The sequence below is a fragment of the Mucilaginibacter sabulilitoris genome (genome assembly GCF_034262375.1).
In the GTDB taxonomy this organism is placed as follows: Bacteria; Bacteroidota; Bacteroidia; order Sphingobacteriales; family Sphingobacteriaceae; genus Mucilaginibacter; species Mucilaginibacter sabulilitoris.
On record NZ_CP139558.1, the window covers coordinates 7,499,370 to 7,522,498 of the forward strand.

A 23,129-nucleotide genomic window follows, 5' to 3' on the forward strand; every position below is an offset into this window, starting at 1 on the left:
TTATGAAGTATTTTTTAGTCGGTTTTATGGGCTGTGGTAAAACCACCTGGAGCCGCAAACTGGCTGCCAAATTAGGTTACGAATTTATTGACCTTGACCATGTGCTTGAGGCCAAGGCGGGCATGAGTATTGCCGAATATTTTTCGAGTTTTGGAGAAGACGCGTTCCGCAAACTGGAATCGGATGTATTGAAACAGACCGAATACCCGGAAAACGTGGTAGTATCAACCGGCGGTGGCCTACCCTGCTTTTTTGATCACATGGGATGGATGAACGCAAACGGCAAAACCTTGTACATTAAGTTATCACCCAAAACCCTGGCCGACCGATTGGAAAACAGTAAAACCGTACGCCCGGTACTGCAAGGCAAAAAAGGTGATGAGCTGGTTGAATTTATTACCGGTAAATTGGCCGAGCGCGAAAGTTATTATTTACAGGCCAGCAATATTGTTGAAGGCATTGATATGTCTGTTGAGAAACTGGAGGAGGCTTTGGGGATTACGGCCATTTAGTGTAATCCATATGATTATCTAATATGGCTAATACATAAATTTTATCACCGCTGATCTTATAGAAGACTGATAGTTGTTTACTTAAAACCGCTCTGTGAATATTTTTACCTTTAGAGCTTTGCGGATAAAGCTCTGGAAACACCGCTACTACGTTTTCGAAAATTCGCAATAGATTATAAAATTTATCAACCTCTTTTTGTGTAAACTTATAAAGAAGGTAGTTTTTTATAGTTATGGCGTCTGCATCCGAACGTTTAGTATAAAGAATGCTAAATAAAACGTTTTCAGGCATCTTTTAACTTAGTCCAGAACTCGGAAGATGAAATTACCCGTCCATTTTCCGCATCATCAATACCTTCATTGATATGTTGTTTTTGCTTTTCGGACAGATCCGACCACCAATCCTTATCTGATTTAGCATTTCTCAATCCATCAAGAACCATCAGCATATTTGAATCAGAAAGCTGCTCAATCCAGGCAATCAAATTTGATTTCGTTTTTTTAATTTCAGCTATAGACATGATTGAAAGTATATAATCAAATTTAACGATTCTACCTCAAATAAACAGCGTCTTCTTCGCCAGCTTCGCCGAACACAACGTCTACGTGCTCTTTTATCACGGTGGATAGGGCTACTCCCGCAAAATCTGTAGTAATAGGAAAACTTTTATGGTTACGGTCAATCAGTACAGCGGTACGTAGCTTTTTAAGCGGCACATCCAGAAAAACACCAAAGCCATAGGCCAGGGTTTTACCACTGTTCAGCACATCATCTACCAGGATAACTACCTTATTGTCACAATCCCTTACATCAAAATTAATATTGGCTTGTAAAGTACTGCTTTGTTTTTCAAGCTCGATGGTTAACAGCTTGCTGGAAAAAGGCGCAATATTATCTAAAACTGCTTTGATCCTCTCGGCAATATGGTTACCGCGGGGTAATATGCCTGCTATCAGAATTTCCTGCTCGTCGAAATTATCTTCCAATATCTGGTAAGCAATACGGTCAATTTTTTGTTGTATCTGCTGCTGGTTTAATATCAGGAGTTTCTTTTCAGACATCGGGCGACCTTTGTTTTAACGTTGCAAAGTTCAACGTTGTAATTTTAGTAAATTGATATGGTAAATATACAAGTTAACCTTCCAACATTAAAACGTTTCAATCTTCCAATAACTACTTCTTATACGGAAAATAAACAAAATTGGCCCCCTCGGGTACCACCACAAAAACGCACATATAATCGTTTGGGTTTTTGTAGCTGTTAATGAACCTATCTTTAAGCTCGGGTTTAATAACGCCGCGCTCCTCAAACTCCTCAAGGGTTGATGCGTGTATGCTCCATTCAGAATTAAGATCGTTCCGGTCAAGTATTACTTCGCCCAATTTCAACTCATGCTGGTGCGCTATAAAAATAGGGTAAGAGGAAAGCCCTTCCATCATAATCTCTATGGCTACCTCGTGAATTGACTCGCCAAAAATTTTAAGATCGCGCTCCAAACTCAGCAGCGGACTTTCCGCTGCCTTTTTTGAATTATCATTTCCTTCGTTTAACAGTTCTTCGGGTTGCATATATATTGACCGTTGATTTGTTTTTTGATTATTGATGTTTGTCTGAACCACGATTTAACAGATTCAAGGATTTCAGGATTTTGTCTTGCTCTTTTATCCTTCGTCTTTGCTCTTTAATCCACCTATCCTTGATCTCTCAGTACCAACAACACCACATTTTCTACATGCTGGGTATGCGGGAACATGTCAACCGGCTGGATTTTTACCGTGTCGTATTTTTCTTTTAATACCAGCAAATCACGGGCCTGGGTTGCGGCATTGCAGCTTACATATACAATTTTGGGAGCTTCAATTTCCATCAGGCAGTTCACCACGTCGGGGTGCATACCCGCACGCGGCGGATCGGTGACGATTACATCGGGTTTGCCGTGCTCGGCTACAAAATCGGCTACCAGCACATCTTTCATGTCGCCCGCGTAAAATTTGGTATTGGTAATATTGTTAATGGCCGAATTAATTTTGGCATCTTCAATAGCGGTTGGCACATATTCTACCCCAACAACTTCGCGTACGTGGCCCGCAATAAAGTTGGCTATGGTTCCGGCTCCGGTGTACAGGTCATACACCAGTTCATCGCCTTTAAAGCCCGCAAAATCACGGGCTATCTCATATAAGCGCAGGGCCTGGATACTGTTAGTCTGGTAAAATGATTTTGGCCCGATACGGAATTTTATGCCGTTCATTTCTTCGTGAATGTATTCGGGGCCTTTAAAGGCTACAACATCCTGATCAAATATGGTGTCGTTCTTTTTTTGGTTGATAATGTACAGCAGCGACGTGATCTCCGGAAAACCAGCATCGATGAAGTTCATCAGTTTATCTACCTCTTCCTGGCTCACATAAGCAAAAACTACAATAACCATAACCTCGCCGGTTGACGAGGTCCGTACGATAAGGTTACGCAGGGCGCCCTCATGGTTACGCAGGTTATAAAAAGAATAACCCTGCTCAATAACAAAATCGCGGATGCTGTTACGCAGATCATTTGATGGTTCGGCCTGCAGGTAGCAATGCTTTACATCCAGTATTTTATCAAACCTGCCGGGAATATGGAAACCCAGCGCGTTCATATTAAGCGTTACGTCTTCCTTATTTTCGCCATCGTAAAGCCAGCGTTTATCAGAAAAAGTGTACTCCAATTTATTGCGATAGTAACGATCGGCCGGAGACGGGACGATATCCATCATATCACCTACATCTATTTTAGCGATGCGACCCAGCGCATCGGCCACAGATTTTTGTTTGAATTTTAGTTGGCCTTTGTAATCCATGTGCTGCCATTTACAACCTCCACAGGTACCGAAATGCTCACAAAACGGCTCAACACGATATTCAGATGCTTGCTTCAGTGTGGCTATTTTCCCCTCGCCAAAATTCTTTTTGCTTTTGTAAACCTGCACATCGGCTACATCGCCGGGGATGGCTTTATCAACAAATAATACAAAATCGTCGGTTTTACCTACACCCTTACCTTCTTCGGCAATATCAATGATCCGAACGTCCTCAAAAAACTTCTGTTTAGCAACTTTATTCATCAGGCTGCAAAGTTATGGAAAGAAGCAAGAATTAAGACACAAGAATCAAGAAATTAGAAGTGATGGTCAAATGGCTGGTTTCTGATTTAATAGACAAGACCCGGAAAACGACAAAATTATGTTTAAATCTTATAGCACAAGAATAGCCAGTCGCTCAAAAAGCGATGAGAAAAAAGTAACTACTGGCAGTCATTCAAAAAAACTCAACAAGTATGATACAAAATCATCTGTATCCATGTCGGCTATGTCAAACTGCTCATCAATCAGGTCTGAAAATTCTGTTAGTTCGCGGCTCATGGCTAAAAAATTTACTATGCTAACATAGTAATTAATATACTAAAAACCAAATCGGTATAAAGTATTTTTACATTTAGGTGAGGCTGGTAAATGCAACCTCACCTAAATCCTCTCCAAAGAGAGGACTTTGATTACCTGGAGAATATTATTTATTTAAAGCCCTTCTCCTTTGGAGAAGGGTTGGGATGAGGCTTCTATTATTTATCCCAGTTTATTTTACGGGAGAAATACATCAGGATACCCACAATTATAAACAGTGCTATGCTGCCTATCATCAGCGCCAGGTCTTCCAGCTGAATGATGACAAAAATGAACACGTAGAATACCGCCAGGATAAAGGCAAACAGCAAGGCCGCCATTTTATTCTTCAATAACGAAGCTATGAATACGGATACCAGCGCTATGGTTGATACCGAGGCAATCAGGTAAGCCCAGTTATAGCCCATTTGCTCCGAAAAGGAAAGCAACAGCGAGTAATAAATAATCATGGCCACACCAACCAGCACGTAATTAAATATATGGATCCTTTGCTTGCGGATAACTTCGGTTAAAAACAAGGAAATAAAGGTTAGCATAATGATCAGCAGCGCATATTTACTGGTCCGCATTGTTTTTTGATACTGATCCACAGGCAAACGCAGTTTTATGCCAAATACAGCATCACCCAGTTTTTTATCATTACTGAGCAGGGTATCGTTATTTATCCATTGCTGCGGAAAAGGCCGGTTGTAATACAGCATGTGCCAGCTGGCCGTAAAGCCATTACTATCCATTTTACGTTCATCGGGCAGGTAACGGCCATCAAAACTCGGGCTATTCCAGGTTCCGGTAGCTTCTACCTGAGTGGTTTTGCCTAAATGCAGGAAGCTTAACCCCTGGCTGCCCTTTAAATCAAGATTGTATTCAAATGTGAACTCATTGTTTTGTGTGTCCGATAGATCAATATTGGTTTGAAGTCCACCTCCAAATACAGAATTATTATCAAAAACAGGCTCGGCACTCAACGTTTGACCAGCAGCTTTTATAACGGGATTGTTTTTCAAACCCTTTAAATCGCTTATGCTAAATGTGAGCCGGGCTTTGTTTAGTAATAACTGGTCGGGTGTTAAGGAAAGACTATTCAGATCGGCTTTTGAAAAGTTACCCGATACCTTCACGCTGGAGTTGTAAACGGCAACATCAAATATACCGCGATGCAGTGTTTGCGTGGTTAAACCGGCCTTAATATGCAGGTTATCGGGCAGTACGTACAGGTTTTCAATTACCTCTTTCGTGCTTTCCTTTTGTGTTGCATCAATAAATTTAACCTGATTTTTATAAGGAATAATAAGTACCGGTCCTTTGATTACCTGGCTGCCCGACCACTTGTCAGACACATCATCCATCATCTCATCCTGTCGGTTTGAGCGTTCGGTAATCAGGTTATTAACAAGTGATGAGGGAATAAGCAATACTAAGGTCAATATCCCTATAAAAATTAATTTAATGGTTACCGACTCCTTGAGCCAATCCATTAGTCCGCGTTTTTGTGGTTCTTCCTGAATCATATATTTATCACATAAAGTACTTTGCGATTCAAAGTTTATAATTAAAAAAGAAGGCTTATAAGAAGCCCTTTTTTTAATTAATATAAAGTACTTTGCGGCTCAAAGTTGCAAAGAATATCTGATCAATCCAAATAAATTTCATTCAAAAAATTAAACCGAAATAGCAGCCTTTACCAAATAAGGAAGGATCTCCTTTTGAAAAGAAACAAAATTCTTACGCACGTCTGAGTCGCTTACTGATGTAAAGGCAAAACTGAATACGATGCTTTTGCTGCATTTAATTAAAAACCGCAACCGTTGCTGATAAGTTTCGTGCTGGCGTATGCCGGGAAGCTGTATGAAAGAAGCCATCAGCAACTCTTCCAGCTCATTGGACAAATTCTTTAAAAAATCCTGTGAATTGGTTGATTCGCGTATAAAATCCCAGCCTATAAATTCATTACATACGGTATACGATAAGCGGCAGGTTTTCATGATGAGGTTGTTTAAATAGGCTTCCTCATCAATATCGGGGGCATTATGTTCAACCAGGTCGTCAACGCTGGCTTTAATATAATCCATCAGCAAAATATGCAGTACCGCCTCTTTACTGTCAAAATACTTGTAAATGGTAGCCTTAGCTATTTTAGCTTTTTTTGCAATTTCGTTAACGCTGGTTTTGTGGTAACCGAATTTGCGGAAGAGGTCCTGAGCCGCACGTTTTATACTATCTTTTATTTTATCGGCTTCCATGTATTAATTAACAACTTCAATTGTGAACTGGGTTTGTATTACCTGATATCTGCGCAGTACTTTAGTAGCAGGCGCTTTTACAGGTGAACCATCCTCCAGTGAAAATTTCGACCCGCTGCACGGGTCAACCAATGTAAGGCCGCTATCATCTATATTAACGGCGCATTTTTTTTCGGGCTGGTAACTGCTGCACCTATCGTAAGCTACGTAAGTTCCCCTGATTGTTTTATAGATCACTAACCCGGCGACACCATACCCAGGAATAAATTGAGGGGGTCCCCCGTTACTAAGCTTATTTAGTGGTGGCGAAAAGATCTGACCGGTATAATCTACCGGTATGCTCGGCACTACATCACCAGTCTTTCCGCACGAAAAAAAACAAACTCCTGTTAATATAATGATTATGAGCTTCCTCATAACATTTCTGTTTGGAATTGTTTCAGGAAGCGTACATCGTTCTCTGAAAATAAACGCAGGTCGCGGATAACATATTTCAGGTTGGCTATCCTCTCCATACCCATGCCAAAGGCAAAGCCCGTATATTTTTTACTGTCTATTCCGCAGTTTTCCAAAACGTTCGGGTCAACCATACCACAGCCTAAAATTTCAACCCAACCGCTGTATTTACACATATTACATCCCGAGCCACCGCAAATGGTGCATGACACATCCATTTCGGCCGATGGTTCGGTGAACGGGAAATATGAAGGGCGGAAACGTACTCTGGTACCTTCGCCATATAATTCCTGCACAAAGTGGTAAAGGGTTTGTTTCAGGTCAGAAAACGAAACGTTTTCATCAACATACAAACCTTCAACCTGGTGAAAAAAGCAATGCGCGCGTGCAGATATAGCCTCGTTACGATAAACGCGGCCGGGCATAATGGCACGGAATGGCGGTTTACCATGTTCCATCATGCGTACCTGTACCGATGATGTATGAGTACGTAGAGCTATATCATCCTTACCATTGTTCTTTTTTATAAAGAAAGTATCCTGCATATCGCGGGCAGGGTGTTCTTCCGGAAAGTTCAGGGCCGAAAAATTATGCCAGTCATCCTCAATCTCCGGACCTTCGGCCACCACAAAGCCCAAACGCTTAAATATATCGATGATCTCGTTGCGCACCAATGACAGCGGATGGCGTGAGCCAACAGCAAAATCATCACCGGGCAATGTAAGGTCAAGCGCCTGGTCTTTTGCCTTTGGCCCCGAATCTCCCGTTTCCTTTAACTCGTTATATTTTGCCTCGGCCAGTTGTTTAAACTGGTTAAGCACTTTACCAAAGGTGCGTTTTTCTTCAGGCCCAACGGTTTTAAACTGCTCAAAAAGATCTTTTATAATTCCTTTGGTACCTAAGAATTTGATGCGGAACGTTTCGAGTTCATCGGCGTTGGCCGGCGAAAAAGCGTTTATTTCGGCAGTATATTGGTCAATTTGAGCTTGCATTGTTATTGTGTTATATAAATTACCGGTGTTGAAAACCGCTATTGCCGGCATTATTGTGGTTTTGCAGAATAACCAGATTGAATGTCAACAAGTGTGCAAATATAAAAAAACAGTGGTTATTATTTAATTACAGCTAATTCGTTACCTACTTTAGTAAAAGCGGCAATAGCTTTATCTAAATGATGGATGTCATGTGCCGCCGATATCTGTACCCTGATGCGTGCCTTTCCCTGTGGTACTACCGGGTAATAAAACCCGATTACATAAATACCCTCTTCCAGCATTTTAGCGGCAAACTCCTGGGCAAGCTTGGCATCATACAGCATAACCGGCACAATAGGGTGCACACCCGGTTTGATATCAAAACCGGCTTCGGTCATTTTTTGGCGGAAGTACCGGGTATTGCTTTCCAGCTTATCGCGCAGGGCGGTAGTTTCGCTCAGCATATCCAGCACAGCAATAGAAGCGCCTGTAATAGCAGGGGCAAGGGTATTTGAAAACAGGTAAGGGCGCGAACGTTGGCGTAGCATATCAATAATTTCCTTACGCCCCGAGGTAAACCCGCCCGATGCGCCACCCAATGCTTTACCTAAAGTTCCGGTAATAATGTCTATTTGCCCCATTACGTTGTGATGCTCGTGCGTACCGCGACCGGTTTTACCCATAAAGCCTGAGCAATGACTTTCGTCGATCATCACCAGAGCATTATATTGTTCGGCCAGGGCACAAATTTTATCTAATTGAGCAATGGTTCCGTCCATACTGAACGCGCCGTCGGTTACAATAATACGGTGGCGAAGATCTTTGGTCGCTTTCAGCTTTTCTTCCAGATCGGCCATATCATCATGTTTGTAACGCTGGCGCTGGGCCTTGCATAACCGTACACCGTCGATGATAGAAGCGTGGTTCAATTCATCAGATATGATGGCGTCCTGTTCATTAAACAAAGGCTCAAAAACGCCGCCATTGGCATCAAATGCCGCAGCATATAATATGGTATCCTCCGTGCCTAAAAATTCGGAGATCTTCGCTTCCAGTTGTTTGTGAATATCCTGCGTTCCGCAAATAAAACGCACAGATGATAAACCGTATCCGTGTGTATCCATCACATTTTTAGCAGCTCGTATCACTTTAGGGTTACCGGATAATCCAAGATAATTATTGGCGCAAAAGTTTATTACTTCCTTTCCACCCTGAACAGTGATATCAGCACCCTGTGCCGATGTTATAATGCGTTCTCTTTTATATAGTCCTGCATTCTCAATATCAGCAAGTTCCTGCTGTAAAACTGGCTTTAGCGTGTTGTACATATCATATACTGTTTAAAGGATGCAAAATTAAGCATTAGCCGGCACTTGGTAATATTAATTGAACCTTAATTATTTATTAAGTATGCTTTAAAACATTTTACGGTTAAAAAGCATTAGATTGTTTATAGACTATGACAAGACACATATTATTGATCCTTATTACTTTATGTGCCGCAAATGCATCGGCACAGCAATATTTACTATCAGGCCGTATAACCGATCAAAAAAGCGCTGTTATCCCATTTACGTCGGTATATATCAGAAATTCTACTTATGGAACTACAGCCAATGAAGACGGGATATACCAGTTTAAACTGGCTCCGGGCAACTATAGCGTTATTTACCGTTTTGTTGGTTATAAAGAAAAAACCATACAAGTAACCATTGCCGATCATGATGAAAACCTGAACGTGCAGATGGACGATGAAGTTTATGATTCAACACGGGTGGCCGAGGTGTATCAAAAAAATCGCGACGCAGCCGATACCATCATGAAGCAGGTTATCAAGAAACGCAATTATTATGTAGAAGAAGCTGCGTCATACTCCTGTGCGGTTTATGTAAAGGGTGTACAAAAATTATTAAACGCGCCAAAATCGTTGCTTTCGCCGGAGGTTAGGCGTACGCTTGATCTCGATTCAAACGGTAAAGGCATTTTGTACCAGTCAGAATCATTATCTGACTTTAGCTTTCAGCGGCCCAATAAGATAAGGGAAGTTACTATTGCCAACAGAACAGCTGGACAAAATACGGCCTTTAGCTATAATAAGGCGTCCGATCTGCTGGTGAATTTTTATAAAAATGTGTTCTCAGTAAATGGGTTGAGCACCCGTGCATTTGTTTCGCCGGTTGCATCCTATGCTCTGCTTTTTTACCGGTATAAGCTGTTAGGCACCTCTATGGAAAATGGTCACACCATTCACAAGATACAGGTAATACCACGCCGCCCGCATGGGCAGTACTTCCAGGGAAATATTTATATTGTTGATGGCGAATGGCGAATATATAGCGCCGACCTTTACGTTACCAATAAAACCAGTAACCTTAACCTCGTTGATACCCTGCAAATCCGTCAGCAATATATCCCCATTACCGATAGCGTATGGATGCCAGCCGCAGTGCAGTACAATTTTAAAGGTAAGGTTTTGGGCTTTAAGTTTGGCGGGTATTATAACGCCATTTATAACAACTACAAAATAAACCCAACTTTCCCCGAAAATTATTTTACAGGCGAGATATTAAAGATTGATACTACCGCAAATTCCAAAAAGGAAGACTACTGGACAGCTGTACGCCCCGTGCCTTCTACGCCACTTGAAGCCCGCGACTTCCATAAAAAAGATAGTGTAACAGCATATCAAAAAACCGACGAATACCTGGATACGCTTCAGCATACCAAAAACAGGATCAATTATCCGGGTTATCTCATATTTGGGTATAGCGCCAGTAACCGTAATGACAAAGATTCGCTTTATATATACCCGTTCATCCAAACGTTTTATTACAACACCGTTGAAGGCTTTGGAATTAATGCTAAGGTTAGGTACACGCGCACCATAGATGATTTCCATTCGTTCAGCATAGCGCCGGCGGTACGTTACGGCTTTTCAAATAAACTGTTTAGCGCCAATATATATAGCGAGTACAGGAATGATCCGTTTCATAATGCTAAGTTCTACACGGGTTTTGGCAGTGATGTGCTCGACCTCAACAATGTGGGCACGCGTTCACTTTATTTCAACACACTGAGTACTTTGCTCAGCGAAAACAACTATGTAAAATATTACCGCTCGCAATATGGGCAGATCGGTTATCAGCGTGAGGTGCTTAATGGTGTTTTACTTAATGGTAGCTTTACCTATGCCAGCCGCAGCCAGTTATATAATACCGCGTTCGGGCATATCAAAAATGTAAAAGACCGGGAATATACATCAAACAATCCGCTGGCCCCTCCGGGTACCCCTGCCGATGACCGATCGATTTTATTCCCGCAAAACCAGGCTTTAACATTCAATGCATCGGCCACGCTCACTTTTGATCAACAGTATGAAACCCGGCCTACAGGTAAATTCAATATACCTTCCAAATATCCTACCGTAATGATAAATTACCGCAAGGGCATTAAAAGTGCATTTGGATCTGATGTTGATTATGATTTCGCGTCGGTTGATATTTCGCAATATAACATTCGTGTCGGCTTAACCGGTTTTTCTTCATTTAAACTAACCGCGGGTGGTTTTTTCAATGATAAGAGTCTGTATTATATGGACTATAACCACTTTCTGGGCAACCAGGGTTTAACATTTGACCCTACTTATGTCGGCAGTTTCCATTTTTTACCATTTTATACCTATAGCACAAACGGTGCTTTTCTTGAGGCACATTTCCAGCATAATTTTGCAGGGTCAATTTTTAACCACATCCCAATTCTCAGAAAATTAAAACTGGAAGAGATCATTGGCGCCAATTACCTTACGGTTAAAAACAACCGAAACTATCGCGAATTTTATATAGGCGTGCAGCGCCTCATCTTCAGGGTAGATTATGGTATATCATACGCCGGCAACCAGAAATACATACAAGGCTTCAGGATATTTTATGGTATAAGGTAATTTTAAGGTGAAAGGACAAGGGCTAAAGGTTTTTAACTCCGAACATCGAATGTTGAATGCCGAATATCGACGTGTGCGACATTTAGCATTCACCATTGTTTTTGCCCTTTATCTTTTCACCTAAAACGTTATTCATTCATTATTCGATATTCAGTGTTCAACAGTTTTTGATACCTTTCGCCCTTGTCTTTTTACCTTCATCCTTTCGCCTTTTTACCTTTTCACCTAAAAGCCTTATATTTGCGCCTCATTTAACACTGTTTGCAGCAGTATCAATGGTTTATGGCAATATATAATACACTACTGTACTATTGTTATTCAACAATAGCCGATGCGGAGCAATTTGCTGCCGATCATTTAAAATTTTGTAAAGGCTTAGGCTTAACCGGTCGCATTATTGTGGCCGATGAAGGTCTTAATGGTACCGTTTCGGGCACTCCGGAAGCCTGTAAAACCTATATGAATACCCTCCATGCCGATGTTCGTTTTGCAGGTATTGATTTTAAAGTAGATGAGGTTGATATGCCTTCATTCGTAAAAATACATGTACGCTACAAATCAGAAATAGTGCATTCGGGCCTTCGCAATCCTAACATCATTAACCCTCAGCAGCAAACAGGCAAACACCTGGAGCCAAAGGATTTTCTGGAAATGAAAGACAGGGATGATGTGGTGGTTTTGGATGTACGCTCAAACTATGAGCATTCACTGGGCAAGTTTAAAAACGCGGTAACGCTTGATATTGAAAATTTCAGGGATTTCCCGGCCATGATCAATGAACTAGCCAAATACAAGGACAAAAAGATATTAACCTATTGCACCGGCGGCATCAAATGCGAAAAAGCATCGGCCCTGTTACTGCACGAAGGTTTTACGGATGTTTACCAGCTACACGGCGGAATCATTAAATATGGTAAAGAAGCCGGCGGCCAGGATTTTGAAGGCAAATGTTATGTTTTTGATAATCGCCTTTCTGTTGATGTAAACAGCGTTAACCCGGTGGTAATATCAACCTGCCGCAATTGTGGTAAAACCACTCCTAAAATGATCAATTGTGCCAACCCCGAGTGCAATGAACACTTTACCCAATGCGATGAATGCGGCACCAAAATGGAAGGTGCCTGCAGTGATACCTGCCAAAGTCATCCCCGCAAAAGGGTGTATGATGGCACAGGGTATTATGTAAAAGTACCCCAGCCGGTAAACACAGCTAAAAAAAGCAACCTGCAACTGGCCGATTGATTAATAATTAAAAGAATATTTGTAAAGCTCACCTATATAGTGAGCTTTTTTATTTTACGCAGTTCAAACCGTATTTTCGTAAAATTGGTTAGTTCTTTGTGCTGATCCCGTTTTATAAACCATGCGTAAATCCATCCTGATCTTTATAAGCGTTTTGTGTGTTACTATCTGGCAGGCCCGTGCCGTTGATATCAAAAGCATAGGTGTGCCTTATGTACAAAACTATACCAAAACCATTTACCAGTCGGGCAACCAAAACTGGTCGGTAACACGGGATGAGCATGGCATTATGTATTTTGGCAATGCCGAAGGCCTGCTATCTTTCGACGGAAAATATTGGCAGCAGCACCATCTTCCAAACAGCCTTATTGTACGTTCAGTTTCGGCCGATGGCAAGGGCAAAATTTACACAGGCGCCTTTGGCGAGTTTGGTTACTGGCAGGATAATAAGGGCTTTTTAAAATACCACTCGCTGATAAACCTGATACCAAAAAAATACCGTCCTATTAATGAGGAGATCTGGAAAATATATGTAGATGGCGACAGGGTGCTGTTCCAGTCATTTGGGGCAATATTTATTTACTCCGGGGGAAATATCGATGTAATAAAGGCGCCGAAACCTTACTTTTTTCTATTTAAAGCTGGTAATCGTTTCTTTATTGAACAGGTATCGGCCGGGTTATTTGAACTAAAAAACAACCACCTGAAGTACGTGCAAGGCAGCAATATACTGGGCAACAGCGGCGTGCTATCCATACTGCCTTTCCAAAATAATAAATACATCATAGGCACAGCACAAAACGGCCTGTTTATTTATGACGGCATTACCATAACTCCATGGGCCAATAAAGCCAACGATTTCCTGAAAAGCTACCAGCTCAACAACGGGGCCATTATACCCGGTAAATATTTTGCCTACGGAACTATACTGAACGGCATTGTAATTATAGACACCGCCGGAAATGTAGTACAGCACATTAATAAATCGAGCGGCTTGCAAAACAACACGGTTTTAAGCTTATATACTGACAGCGAACAAAACCTATGGGCGGGTTTGGATAATGGAATAGATCGTATTGAGGTTAACTCGCCCTTGTATTTCTATTTTGATAAAACGGGCAGGTTTGGTACGGTTTACGCCAGTATTATTTTTAATAACAAAATATATCTGGGCACCAATCAGGGTCTTTTTTACAGCGACTGGATAGCCAATAACAACCAGCTATTCCAGTCATTTGATTTTAAGCTCATCCCGGGCTCACAGGGGCAGGTATGGGACCTTTCACTACAGGATGGGCGCCTGCTCTGTGGTCATAACGATGGCACCTACCAGGTTAACGGGGATGGCATTACCAAAATTTCCCCCATAACCGGCGGCTGGACAATCAAAAAGCTCAACCAGGACAAACTCATTCAGGGCACTTATACCGGTTTGGTGGTTTACAATAAGAACGCCCTGGGCAACTGGACCTTCAGCCATAAAATTGAAGGCTTCGGTGAGCCCTCCCGTTATGTGGAGCAGGACAGTAAAGGCCAGATATGGGTAAGCCATGCTTATAAAGGCATCTACAAATTAACCTTGAGCAGCGATCTTAAAAAGGTTATTTCCAGAGTATATTATGATAAGCTATATGGTTTGCCCGGTAGCTATAATGTTAACGTGTTTGATCTGGATAACCGCGTTGTTTTTTCATCAGATTCGGGTTTTTATATTTACGATGATATAACCGACCGCTTCTTCAAATACACGCAGCTTAATAAAAAGCTGGGTACGTTTGCTTCATCGGGTAAAATTATAAAAGCCATAGGTAAAAGGTACTGGTTCATTAATCAGGGCCGGGTTGCACTGGCCGATTTTTCTGTTCCGGGCAAGCCGGGTATTGATACCAACAGGTTTACGATACTTAACGGGCAAATGGTGCAGCATTACGAAACCATTAATCGTATCAACAATTCAACATACCTCATTAGCATCGATGACGGATTTGTAATATTGAATGACGATGATGCCCTTTCGCCCAACCAGGTTAAAATACCCGGAGTGCTGATACGTCGCATTGAAAACGTAACCGATAAAGTATCAGTTATTGGCGAAATGAGCAGTGTTCACAATAATATCGAGATACCTTATATCCAGAATAATATCCGTATCGCTTATTCATTACCTTATTACAAACAGGCTAAAATCAAGTTTCAATATTACTTAGAGGGTTATTCAAGGCAATGGTCAGACTGGACTATGCAAAGCCAGAAAGAGTTTACCAATCTTGACCAGGGAACCTATCATTTTAAGGTACGCGCTAAAATAAATGACCAAAACATATCGGCAATTACTACTTTAACCTTTATCATACTGCCGCCCTGGTATGCCGGTAAGCCCGCCATTATTTTTTATATACTGTTGCTTATTTTAGCCTACTATCTTATCAGGAGGTATTACCGCTTTAAATTAAGACGCCATCAACTGCATTTGCGAGAAAAATTGCAAAAGGAAAAAGAGGACTTTTTAAGGCAGGAAGCTATAGCCAACGAACAGCATATCATCAATATCAGGAACGAACAGCTACAGGCAGACCTGGCTGGAAAAAGCCGTGAACTGGCAAACTCGGCCATGAACCTGGTTTATAAAAATGAATTGCTGCAAAAAATAAGCGAAGAAATTGCCCATCTGAAAGACAATACCGGTAAAAAACTTGCCGACGATCAGTTACGCCGTATACAAAAGGTAATTGATGAAGGGATGAACGATGAGCGCGACTGGAACATATTTGAAAGAAGCTTTAACGAGGCCCATGAAAACTTCTTCAAAAAATTAAAGTCAGACCATCCCGATCTTGTTCCGAATGACCTGAAATTATGCGCCTACCTGCGCATGAATATGAGCAGTAAGGAAATGGCTTCTCTTTTAAATATATCCCTGCGTGGTGTCGAAATACGCCGTTATCGCTTGCGTAAAAAGCTCAATCTGGAGCATGATAAAAACCTGGTGGAGTTTCTCATTGAGCTATAATACTACATCATTACCTCTCATACCCACAATCCAACTTAACATATTATATGTGCCGTATGTAGTATGTATAATATACACCAGCATGTTTTAATAAATTGATAATCAATTTATTAAAAATAAAAAACATAAACTCTGAGAAAGTGTTCTATAAGTGATGTACTAATGTAGAGTTAATATTTTTGATAAAAGCATATTATCTGCTCAGCTTTGTCAAATAATAAACCAATTATTTCAAACACTTACTTATTACTAACCACTATGAAAAGAATCTTTACTATTTCTGTGTTGGTGCTATCCTGTTTATTTTCTGTTAACGTTTCATTCGCTCAAAACGCGCCGGTAAAAGGTAAAGTTACCGATGCTGCAACAGGCGAAGCCCTAATTGGCGTAAGCGTTTCCATTAAAGGAACCACCACAGGAACACAAACCGATGCAAACGGTGCATTTACTTTACAGGCACCACCAACGGCAACATTATTTTTTACCTATATTGGCTATACCAGCCTAACGTTGCCTGTTAATAATCAAACCGAACTCAATGTAAAACTGCAGCCCGAAGCCAAAGAGCTGCAGCAGGTAGTAGTTATTGGTTATGGCACCCAGCGCAAGCGTGATGTAACCGGTTCTGTTGCCAGTGTGAACGGTAGCCTGCTGGCAAAGCAGCCCGTTCAAACCCCTACCCAGGCCTTACAGGGTAAGGTATCCGGCGTGCAGGTATTATCATCCGGTCAGCCAAACTCAGCTCCAATACTGCGTATTCGTGGTACGGGATCTGTACTTGCCGGCGCCAACCCGCTGTATGTGGTTGATGGTGTTTTAACTGATGATATCAGGAATATCAATAACTCCGACATTCTAAGCCTCGATGTATTGAAAGATGCTTCGGCAGCTATTTATGGTGTTCGTGGTGCCAATGGTGTGGTTATTATCACTACCAAAAAAGGTAAAAGCGGTCCAGCCGTAGTTAGTTACGACGCAAATGTAGGTTTCAGGCAGATAGCTAACCCGTTGCTGCTGGCTAACCGGGCACAGTACACGGATTATTTAAAAGACGCTAACCCAACTGCCGATGTAAATGCACCGGTAACTTTCCCCGGCACTACCGACTGGCTAAAGGTTGTTTCGCGCAAGGCCTTTACCACAAATCATAACATATCGGTTGCAGGCGGCGGCGAAACCAACACTTACTTTATCAGTGCTAATTACCTTGACGATCAGGGCGTAATTAAAACCAATGGCTTTCAACGTTTTACCATACGGGCAAATAACGATATTAACATATCTAAAAAATTAAAGTTCAGTGAGCAGATATCATTGAGCCGCGGTGCCGAGCAAACAGTTGATTTGAATGCCATTTACGGTAACATTTACAGGGCCGCGCCAATAATTCCTTCTATTATAGATGGTAAATATGGTAATACTTCGGCATGGGGTAACGTAAGTAACCCCTTGATACAGCTGGAAAAGGCCAACAATTTTACGCTCAATAACAGGGTACAAGGTAACGTTGCTTTAGATTATAAACCTATTAGCTCGCTTACCTTACACTCTGCTTTTAATGCCGATATACGTTTTAATAATCAAAAAAACTACATGTATCAGTTTGCTTCTGATAATACCACTTTTACAGTTGGCGGTGGTAATCAGCGGCAGGATAACAGCTCACTGTTTATTCAAAATGACGACTCATATCAATATACCTGGGATAATACGGCAACGTTTGACAAAACCTTCGGCCAACATCACTTAACGATTTTAGGTGGTATAGTTACCGAAAAATTCAAATCGAACTTTATTAACGGAACCCGCCAGGATGTGCCACCCAACCAGGACCAATGGTATCTGAGCTTGGGTAACCCGGATGTAAATGCAAAAGACGATAACGGTGGCGGTTTGTTTACCAGGCAATCATACGTGGCACGTGTAAATTATGGCTTTGCCGATAAATACCTGGTAAGCGGCTCTTTCAGGCGTGACGGCAGCTCAAAATTCAATCAGCACTGGGGTAACTTTTATACGTTTGGTGCCGGTTGGGTAATTTCAGAAGAATCATTTATGAAAGATAACCACATATTTGATCAGTTGAAACTGCGTGGCAGCTATGGTAAGTTGGGTAACGATAATATTGATCAGGCATTATATATCATTACCGCAACATCAAACCTGCCTTATTATTTCAACAACGGAACATTAAACCTGGGTAGCGTAATACAGGATATTAAAAACACCAACCTTAAATGGGAAACTACCACTCAATATGACATCGGTTTAGACTTTGCCGTTTTAAACAGCCGCTTAACCGGTGAAATAGACTACTACAATAAAAAGGTTAATGATGCGCTTACCAAAATACCGTTGCCAGGTATATTAGGCGACCCTGATAACTCATACATAACCAATGCTGCGTCATACAGTAACAAAGGTTTTGAGCTTGGCTTAAAATGGAATGATAAGATCAATAGCAAGCTATCTTATAACGTAGGGTTCAACATTAGCTATAACAAAAACAACGTAATCGGGTTAAACGGCGGCCAGGCCTTATTTGGCGGGGGCATCAATTCAAAAACGGTAACCCGTACGGATAATGGCCAGCCTATAGGCAGCTTTTATGTGCTGCAGGCAACCGGCGTTTTCCAAAACGCAGCCGAAGTAGCAGCAGCACCTACAAACAGCTTTGAAGCTAATAAAGTTGGAGGCTTAAAATATGCCGACATTGATAATAATGGTGTAATTGATGCAGATGACCGCGTTTATGCCGGCTCTTATCAGCCTAAATATTACGGTGGCTTCAATTTTGGCATTAATTACAACAGTTTTGATCTGAGCGCTGATTTTACAGGCAACTGGGGCAATAAAATATACAACGGTAAAAAGAACTCACGGGGCAGCGAAAATGATAACATTGAAGCCAGCTATGCCAACAGCAGGTTTACTACAGGCAAGCCATCCAATACCGATCCTAACGTAATAACCTCGGCCACACCGCCGTCAACTTACTTTATTGAATCGGGTGCTTACCTGCGTTTAAATAACCTTACGTTTGGCTATACCCTGCCGTCGGCCATGCTTAAACGGGCCAATATTTCAAGGTTGAGGATATTCCTTACCTCACAAAATCTGTTTACCCTGAAACGCTACAGTGGTTCATCGCCTGAGTTATTTAATGACGATGTAAATACAGGTATTACCGAAGCTGGTATTGATAATACCAACTATCCGGTAACGCGCACTTTTGCACTTGGTGTAAACCTTCAATTTTAATCTTCAGCATTATGAAAAAGATATATAATAAAAACTTAAATATCATAGCTGTTTGTTTGCTGATAGTAACAGCTACACTCAGCGCGTGTAAACATTACCTCGAGGTTGCGCCACAGGGAAAAATTACCGATGAACAAATAGCTGCTGACCCAAATCAGGCTAAAAATCTTGTAATAGGCATATACAATGTATTTTACATCGGCGGTTTTGAGCCGGATATAGATAGCTTTCAATTTGTTATCATGACCGACATAGCATCGGACGATGCGGATAAGGGGAGCTCACCGGATGATTATGGTGATGCCAAGCAAATTGATAACCTGCAAACCTCAGCATCAAACGGTGTAGTGAACAACGTATGGGCGGGTCATTACCAGGGTATAGCCCGCGCCAACCAGGCTCTTGATAAGTTACAAAACGCCCAATTTGATGCTGCCACCAAAAACGCACTTATTGGGGAAGCCCGATTTTTGAGAGCCTTCTTTTATTTTAACCTGGTACGTTTATATGGGGGCGTGCCGCTGTTAGATAAATTACCTACAGCAAGTGAGGCTAATCAGGATAAATACCAGACCCGTGCAACTGCAGATGACATTTACAAGTTCATTGTTAGCGATCTGGATTTCGCAGCCGCCAATTTGCCCGATAAGGGAGCTACAGATGTGGGTCGTGCTACAAAAAGTGCTGCACAGGCTTTAGAAGCCAAGGTGTACCTGTATATGAAAAACTACCAGAAAGCTTATGACCTGTCAAAGGTGGTTATGGACGGTGGTAAATATACCCTTGTTAAAGATTACTCGCTGATATGGCGTCAAAAAGCTGTTAACGGCGATGGCGGTAATAACAACTCCGAATCAATCTTTGAAATACAGGCGGGTATCAATAAAGATTGCTCTGCGGGTATAAACTTATACACGGTTTCACAGGGCCCCCGTGCCGGTGGCAAATTTGGCTGGGCCGATCTTGGCTTTGGCTTTAACAACCCATCAGAAAGTTTATTAAAAGAGTACGAAGCGGGCGACGTACGCAAGGCCGCTACGGTAATATCCATACAGGCTCATGGCACTGTATTGTGGGATGGCTTCCGTATTCCAAGCCAGGATTCTGTTCAAAACAGCACCTATAGCTACAAAGCCTACCACAGCCGTACCGCCGAAGATAATTGCGGTGGCAGTACGGATCGCCTACCAAAACAGGTGCGTATTTTACGCTATGCCGATATACTGCTCATTAACGCCGAAGCCGCATTTCAATTAGGTAGAGCAGGCGAAGCCACAACCGATCTGAACATGGTACGCACAAGGGCCAAACTTCCTGCTGCAACAGCTTCATTACAAACAATATGGCATGAACGCCGTATGGAACTGGCCGAAGAACATGACCGTTTCTTCGACATCGTTCGCCAGGATGCAGTACAACCTGGTCGCGCGGCGACAGCATTTGCGGCACATGGCAAAACATGGGCTGCCAAATATGCGCTGTTCCCCATTCCCCAGGCGCAAATTGATTTAAGCGGCGGCAGGTTAAAACAAAATCCGGGATATTAATTATATAGTTAACTGATTGCGTAAGAGGTTACCGCACTGGTAACCTCTTTTAATCCCTTCCCCAATCCCCGAAAAGAGAATCACCCATACATATCTACATGAAAAGAATATTATCAACCCCTTTTTTATTGCTTATTGTTGTTTGCTGTTTTGCTCAAAAATCAAAAAAAAACGATGTAGAGGGCATCAAGCCGGTGGGTATTATTAAAAATCTGACGGATAGCGCTTTGCTTGATGTAGTGCAGCGCCAAACGTTCCGTTATTTCTGGGACTTTGGGCATCCGGTAAGCGGCCTGGCCCGTGAGCGCAGTAATGAATCATTTGACTATGGCAATGAAGTGGTTACCACCGGCGGATCGGGTTTTGGTATCATGGCCCTCATTGTAGCCGATAGCCGCAAGTGGATATCACACGAACAGGCTGTTGACCGTATGGTGAAAATAGTTAACTTTTTATTTAAGGCAAATTCTTTTCACGGCGCTTTTCCGCATTGGCTAAATGGAGAAACCGGTAAGGTTATCCCCTTTGGTCGTAAAGACGACGGAGGTGATATTGTTGAATCGGCCTATCTTTTCCAGGGCCTGCTTTGCGCACGGCAATATTTTACGGCCGATAACCCCAAGGAACAACGTATACGCAACGTAATAAACTGGATGTGGGGCGAAATGGAATGGGATTGGTACACCCGCGATGGTCGGGATGCCTTGTATTGGCATTGGTCGCCAAATAATGGCTGGGCTATGAACTTCCCGATACATGGCTTTAACGAATGCCTCATTACCTATGTATTGGCAGCCTCGGCAAACCGTTACCCGGTAAGCGCCGACGTTTATCACAGGGGCTGGGCCCAAAGCGATTTCTTTAAAAACGGCAAAACATTTTATAATATCAAACTGCCCTTGGGCTTTGATTATGGCGGCCCGCTTTTCTTTTCGCAATATTCATTTTTGGGCTTAAACCCGAAAGGCTTAAAAGATCAGTATGCCGATTATTGGGAACAGAATAAAAACCATACCCTTATTAATCATGCCTATTGTGTTGATAACCCTAAAAAGTTTAAAGGATACGGCGAAAATTGCTGGGGGCTAACCGCCAGCGATAATTTTGAGGGTTACAATGCCCACTCGCCTACCAACGACCTGGGTGTTATAACCCCAACTGCGGCACTATCTGCCTTTCCTTATACACCTGAGTACTCCATGAAGGCTCTGCGCCATTTTTACTATGACCTGGGCGACAAGATCTGGGGTGAGTATGGGTTTGTAGATGCCTTTAGCGAACAACATAACTGGTATGCCAAATCATACCTGGCCATTGACCAGGGCCCGATTGTGGTTATGATAGAAAACTATCGTACCGGGTTACTGTGGAAATTATTTATGGGTTGCCCCGAAATACAGAACGGGCTCAAAAAGTTAGATTTCACAAGTCCGGCGCTGGCTAAAAAATAATACCCCTAACTATCATTTCGAGCGCCAGCGAGAAATCTTCTCTAACTTGATATAACGGATGTGTAAGATTTCTCCTCGTTCCTCGTTGGAAATGACAGAGAAATAGTTAAATGATTATAAATATTTAAACAATGTAAATCAAAAGGCGTTAAATTTGTTTAAATAACACCGCTCCGGCGGATTTAGGATTTAAACATACCAAATGACATTTAAAAAATTTATTATAGGAATGCTAAGTTTACTCTTAGCATTTTCTTTTTCAGCACGGTCGCAAAATGTTTCGTCTTTTGACAGGGGCAGCTTTACTTTAAAAGGCGACACACTACCTTACCGCTTAATGTTTCCAAAACATTTTGATCCTACTAAAAAATATCCCTTGCTGTTCGTACTCCATGGTTCAGGCGAACGTGGAAATAATAACGAATCGCAGCTAAAATATGGCGCGTCGCGTTTATTACAGGATAGTGTACGTGAAAAATATGAAGCCATTATTGTTTTTCCGCAATGCCCTGCCAATGGCTATTGGTCAAACGTACAACAGGAAACCGATCCGGCCACTCAAAAAAGAAAGTTCGTTTTCCAGGTTAATGAGCCGCCCACCTTAGCTATGTACCTGTTAATGGGGCTGGTTGACCAGTTCCTGGACAAACCCTTTGTTGATAAGCACCGCGTTTATGTAGGTGGCCTGAGTATGGGCGGTATGGGCACATTTGAAATTATTGGTCGTGAGCCCAAAATATTTGCTGCTGCTTTTGCCATTTGCGGTGGTGATAACACACTCAATGCGAAGAAATATGCTAAAAAAGTTCCGCTTTGGATATTCCACGGCAGTAAGGACAGTGTGGTACCGGCCGATCATTCTGAAGTGATGGTAGCCGCCATCAAAGAAGCGGGAGGCGACCCAAAATTTACCCTTTACCCCGGCGTTGACCATAACAGCTGGGATTACGCCTTTAAAGAACCTGACTTATTCAGCTGGTTGTTTTCGCATAGTAAATAAATATCTTAGTATGCAGGCCGGAGTCATGCCGAATTTATTTCGGCATCCCACGTGC

Annotated in this window: 18 protein-coding genes; 8 read left to right on the forward strand and 10 right to left on the reverse strand. The window is 42.1% G+C overall.

All coding sequences use genetic code 11. The features are described from left to right. Window positions 1-2 precede the first annotated feature (2 nt). Window positions 3-512, forward strand: coding sequence for a shikimate kinase (locus SNE25_RS31575; RefSeq protein ID WP_321562988.1), 510 nt, complete (start codon window positions 3-5; stop codon window positions 510-512). On the opposite strand, the gene SNE25_RS31580 is transcribed toward SNE25_RS31575, so the two are convergent. From SNE25_RS31580 to kbl, 10 genes are all read right to left on the reverse strand, one after another. Continuing rightward, complete coding sequence (locus tag SNE25_RS31580) at window positions 499-804, reverse strand: type II toxin-antitoxin system RelE/ParE family toxin (protein WP_321562989.1); 306 nt, start codon at window positions 802-804, stop codon at window positions 499-501. The two genes, SNE25_RS31575 and SNE25_RS31580, sit on opposite strands and share 14 nt — an antisense overlap. Continuing rightward, window positions 797-1,033 (reverse strand): hypothetical protein, encoded by a 237-nt coding sequence (locus SNE25_RS31585; protein WP_321562990.1) that lies wholly within the window; start codon window positions 1,031-1,033, stop codon window positions 797-799. Before SNE25_RS31585 ends, SNE25_RS31580 begins: the two co-directional genes overlap by 8 nt. Before the next feature lie 31 nt (window positions 1,034-1,064). After that, entirely contained in the window at window positions 1,065-1,574 is a 510-nt protein-coding gene (locus tag SNE25_RS31590; protein WP_321562991.1) for a phosphoribosyltransferase family protein, read from the reverse strand. Window positions 1,575-1,686: 112 nt separating this feature from the next. After that, entirely contained in the window at window positions 1,687-2,082 is a 396-nt protein-coding gene (locus SNE25_RS31595; protein WP_321562992.1) for a hypothetical protein, read from the reverse strand. A gap of 122 nt (window positions 2,083-2,204) precedes the next feature. After that, window positions 2,205-3,617 carry a 23S rRNA (uracil(1939)-C(5))-methyltransferase RlmD gene (gene rlmD / locus SNE25_RS31600; protein ID WP_321562993.1) on the reverse strand — a complete coding sequence of 471 codons (1,413 nt, stop codon included), beginning with the start codon at window positions 3,615-3,617 and terminating at the stop codon, window positions 2,205-2,207. A gap of 494 nt (window positions 3,618-4,111) precedes the next feature. Beyond that, complete coding sequence (gene creD, locus SNE25_RS31605; protein WP_321562994.1) at window positions 4,112-5,461, reverse strand: cell envelope integrity protein CreD; 1,350 nt, start codon at window positions 5,459-5,461, stop codon at window positions 4,112-4,114. Between the two features lie 150 nt (window positions 5,462-5,611). After that, window positions 5,612-6,193 (reverse strand): TetR/AcrR family transcriptional regulator, encoded by a 582-nt coding sequence (locus tag SNE25_RS31610; RefSeq protein ID WP_321562995.1) that lies wholly within the window; start codon window positions 6,191-6,193, stop codon window positions 5,612-5,614. Between the two features lie 3 nt (window positions 6,194-6,196). Beyond that, window positions 6,197-6,610 (reverse strand): Rieske (2Fe-2S) protein, encoded by a 414-nt coding sequence (locus SNE25_RS31615; protein WP_321562996.1) that lies wholly within the window; start codon window positions 6,608-6,610, stop codon window positions 6,197-6,199. Beyond that, the gene (gene pheS, locus SNE25_RS31620; protein WP_321562997.1) at window positions 6,607-7,641 is read right to left on the reverse strand and encodes a phenylalanine--tRNA ligase subunit alpha; all 1,035 of its coding nucleotides are present in this window, start codon (window positions 7,639-7,641) and stop codon (window positions 6,607-6,609) included. The genes SNE25_RS31615 and pheS overlap by 4 nt, the downstream gene beginning before the upstream one ends. A 119-nt stretch (window positions 7,642-7,760) precedes the next feature. Further along, window positions 7,761-8,951, reverse strand: a complete 1,191-nt coding sequence (gene kbl, locus SNE25_RS31625) for a glycine C-acetyltransferase (RefSeq protein ID WP_321562998.1) — start codon at window positions 8,949-8,951, stop codon at window positions 7,761-7,763. A 131-nt stretch (window positions 8,952-9,082) separates the two neighbouring features. Here kbl and SNE25_RS31630 point away from each other — a divergent pair, with 131 nt between their 5' ends. The 7 genes from SNE25_RS31630 (at window position 9,083) to SNE25_RS31660 (ending at window position 23,074) form a co-directional block, all read left to right on the forward strand. Beyond that, window positions 9,083-11,563 (forward strand): DUF5686 family protein, encoded by a 2,481-nt coding sequence (locus tag SNE25_RS31630; protein ID WP_321562999.1) that lies wholly within the window; start codon window positions 9,083-9,085, stop codon window positions 11,561-11,563. Between the two features lie 282 nt (window positions 11,564-11,845). After that, window positions 11,846-12,805, forward strand: coding sequence for an oxygen-dependent tRNA uridine(34) hydroxylase TrhO (gene trhO, locus SNE25_RS31635; RefSeq protein ID WP_321563000.1), 960 nt, complete (start codon window positions 11,846-11,848; stop codon window positions 12,803-12,805). 121 nt (window positions 12,806-12,926) lie between these two features. Continuing rightward, window positions 12,927-15,815: a triple tyrosine motif-containing protein gene (locus tag SNE25_RS31640; protein ID WP_321563001.1), complete on the forward strand. Its 2,889-nt coding sequence runs from the start codon at window positions 12,927-12,929 to the stop codon at window positions 15,813-15,815. A 258-nt stretch (window positions 15,816-16,073) separates the two neighbouring features. Next, window positions 16,074-19,076, forward strand: a complete 3,003-nt coding sequence (locus SNE25_RS31645; RefSeq protein ID WP_321563002.1) for a SusC/RagA family TonB-linked outer membrane protein — start codon at window positions 16,074-16,076, stop codon at window positions 19,074-19,076. Window positions 19,077-19,087: 11 nt separating this feature from the next. Next, on the forward strand, window positions 19,088-20,623 hold the full coding sequence (locus tag SNE25_RS31650; RefSeq protein WP_321563003.1) for a RagB/SusD family nutrient uptake outer membrane protein: 1,536 nt from the start codon (window positions 19,088-19,090) through the stop codon (window positions 20,621-20,623). 98 nt (window positions 20,624-20,721) lie between these two features. Continuing rightward, window positions 20,722-22,074: a glucoamylase family protein gene (locus tag SNE25_RS31655; protein ID WP_321563004.1), complete on the forward strand. Its 1,353-nt coding sequence runs from the start codon at window positions 20,722-20,724 to the stop codon at window positions 22,072-22,074. 202 nt (window positions 22,075-22,276) lie between these two features. Further along, window positions 22,277-23,074: a carboxylesterase family protein gene (locus SNE25_RS31660; RefSeq protein ID WP_321563005.1), complete on the forward strand. Its 798-nt coding sequence runs from the start codon at window positions 22,277-22,279 to the stop codon at window positions 23,072-23,074. The last annotated feature ends 55 nt before the right edge of the window (window positions 23,075-23,129 follow it).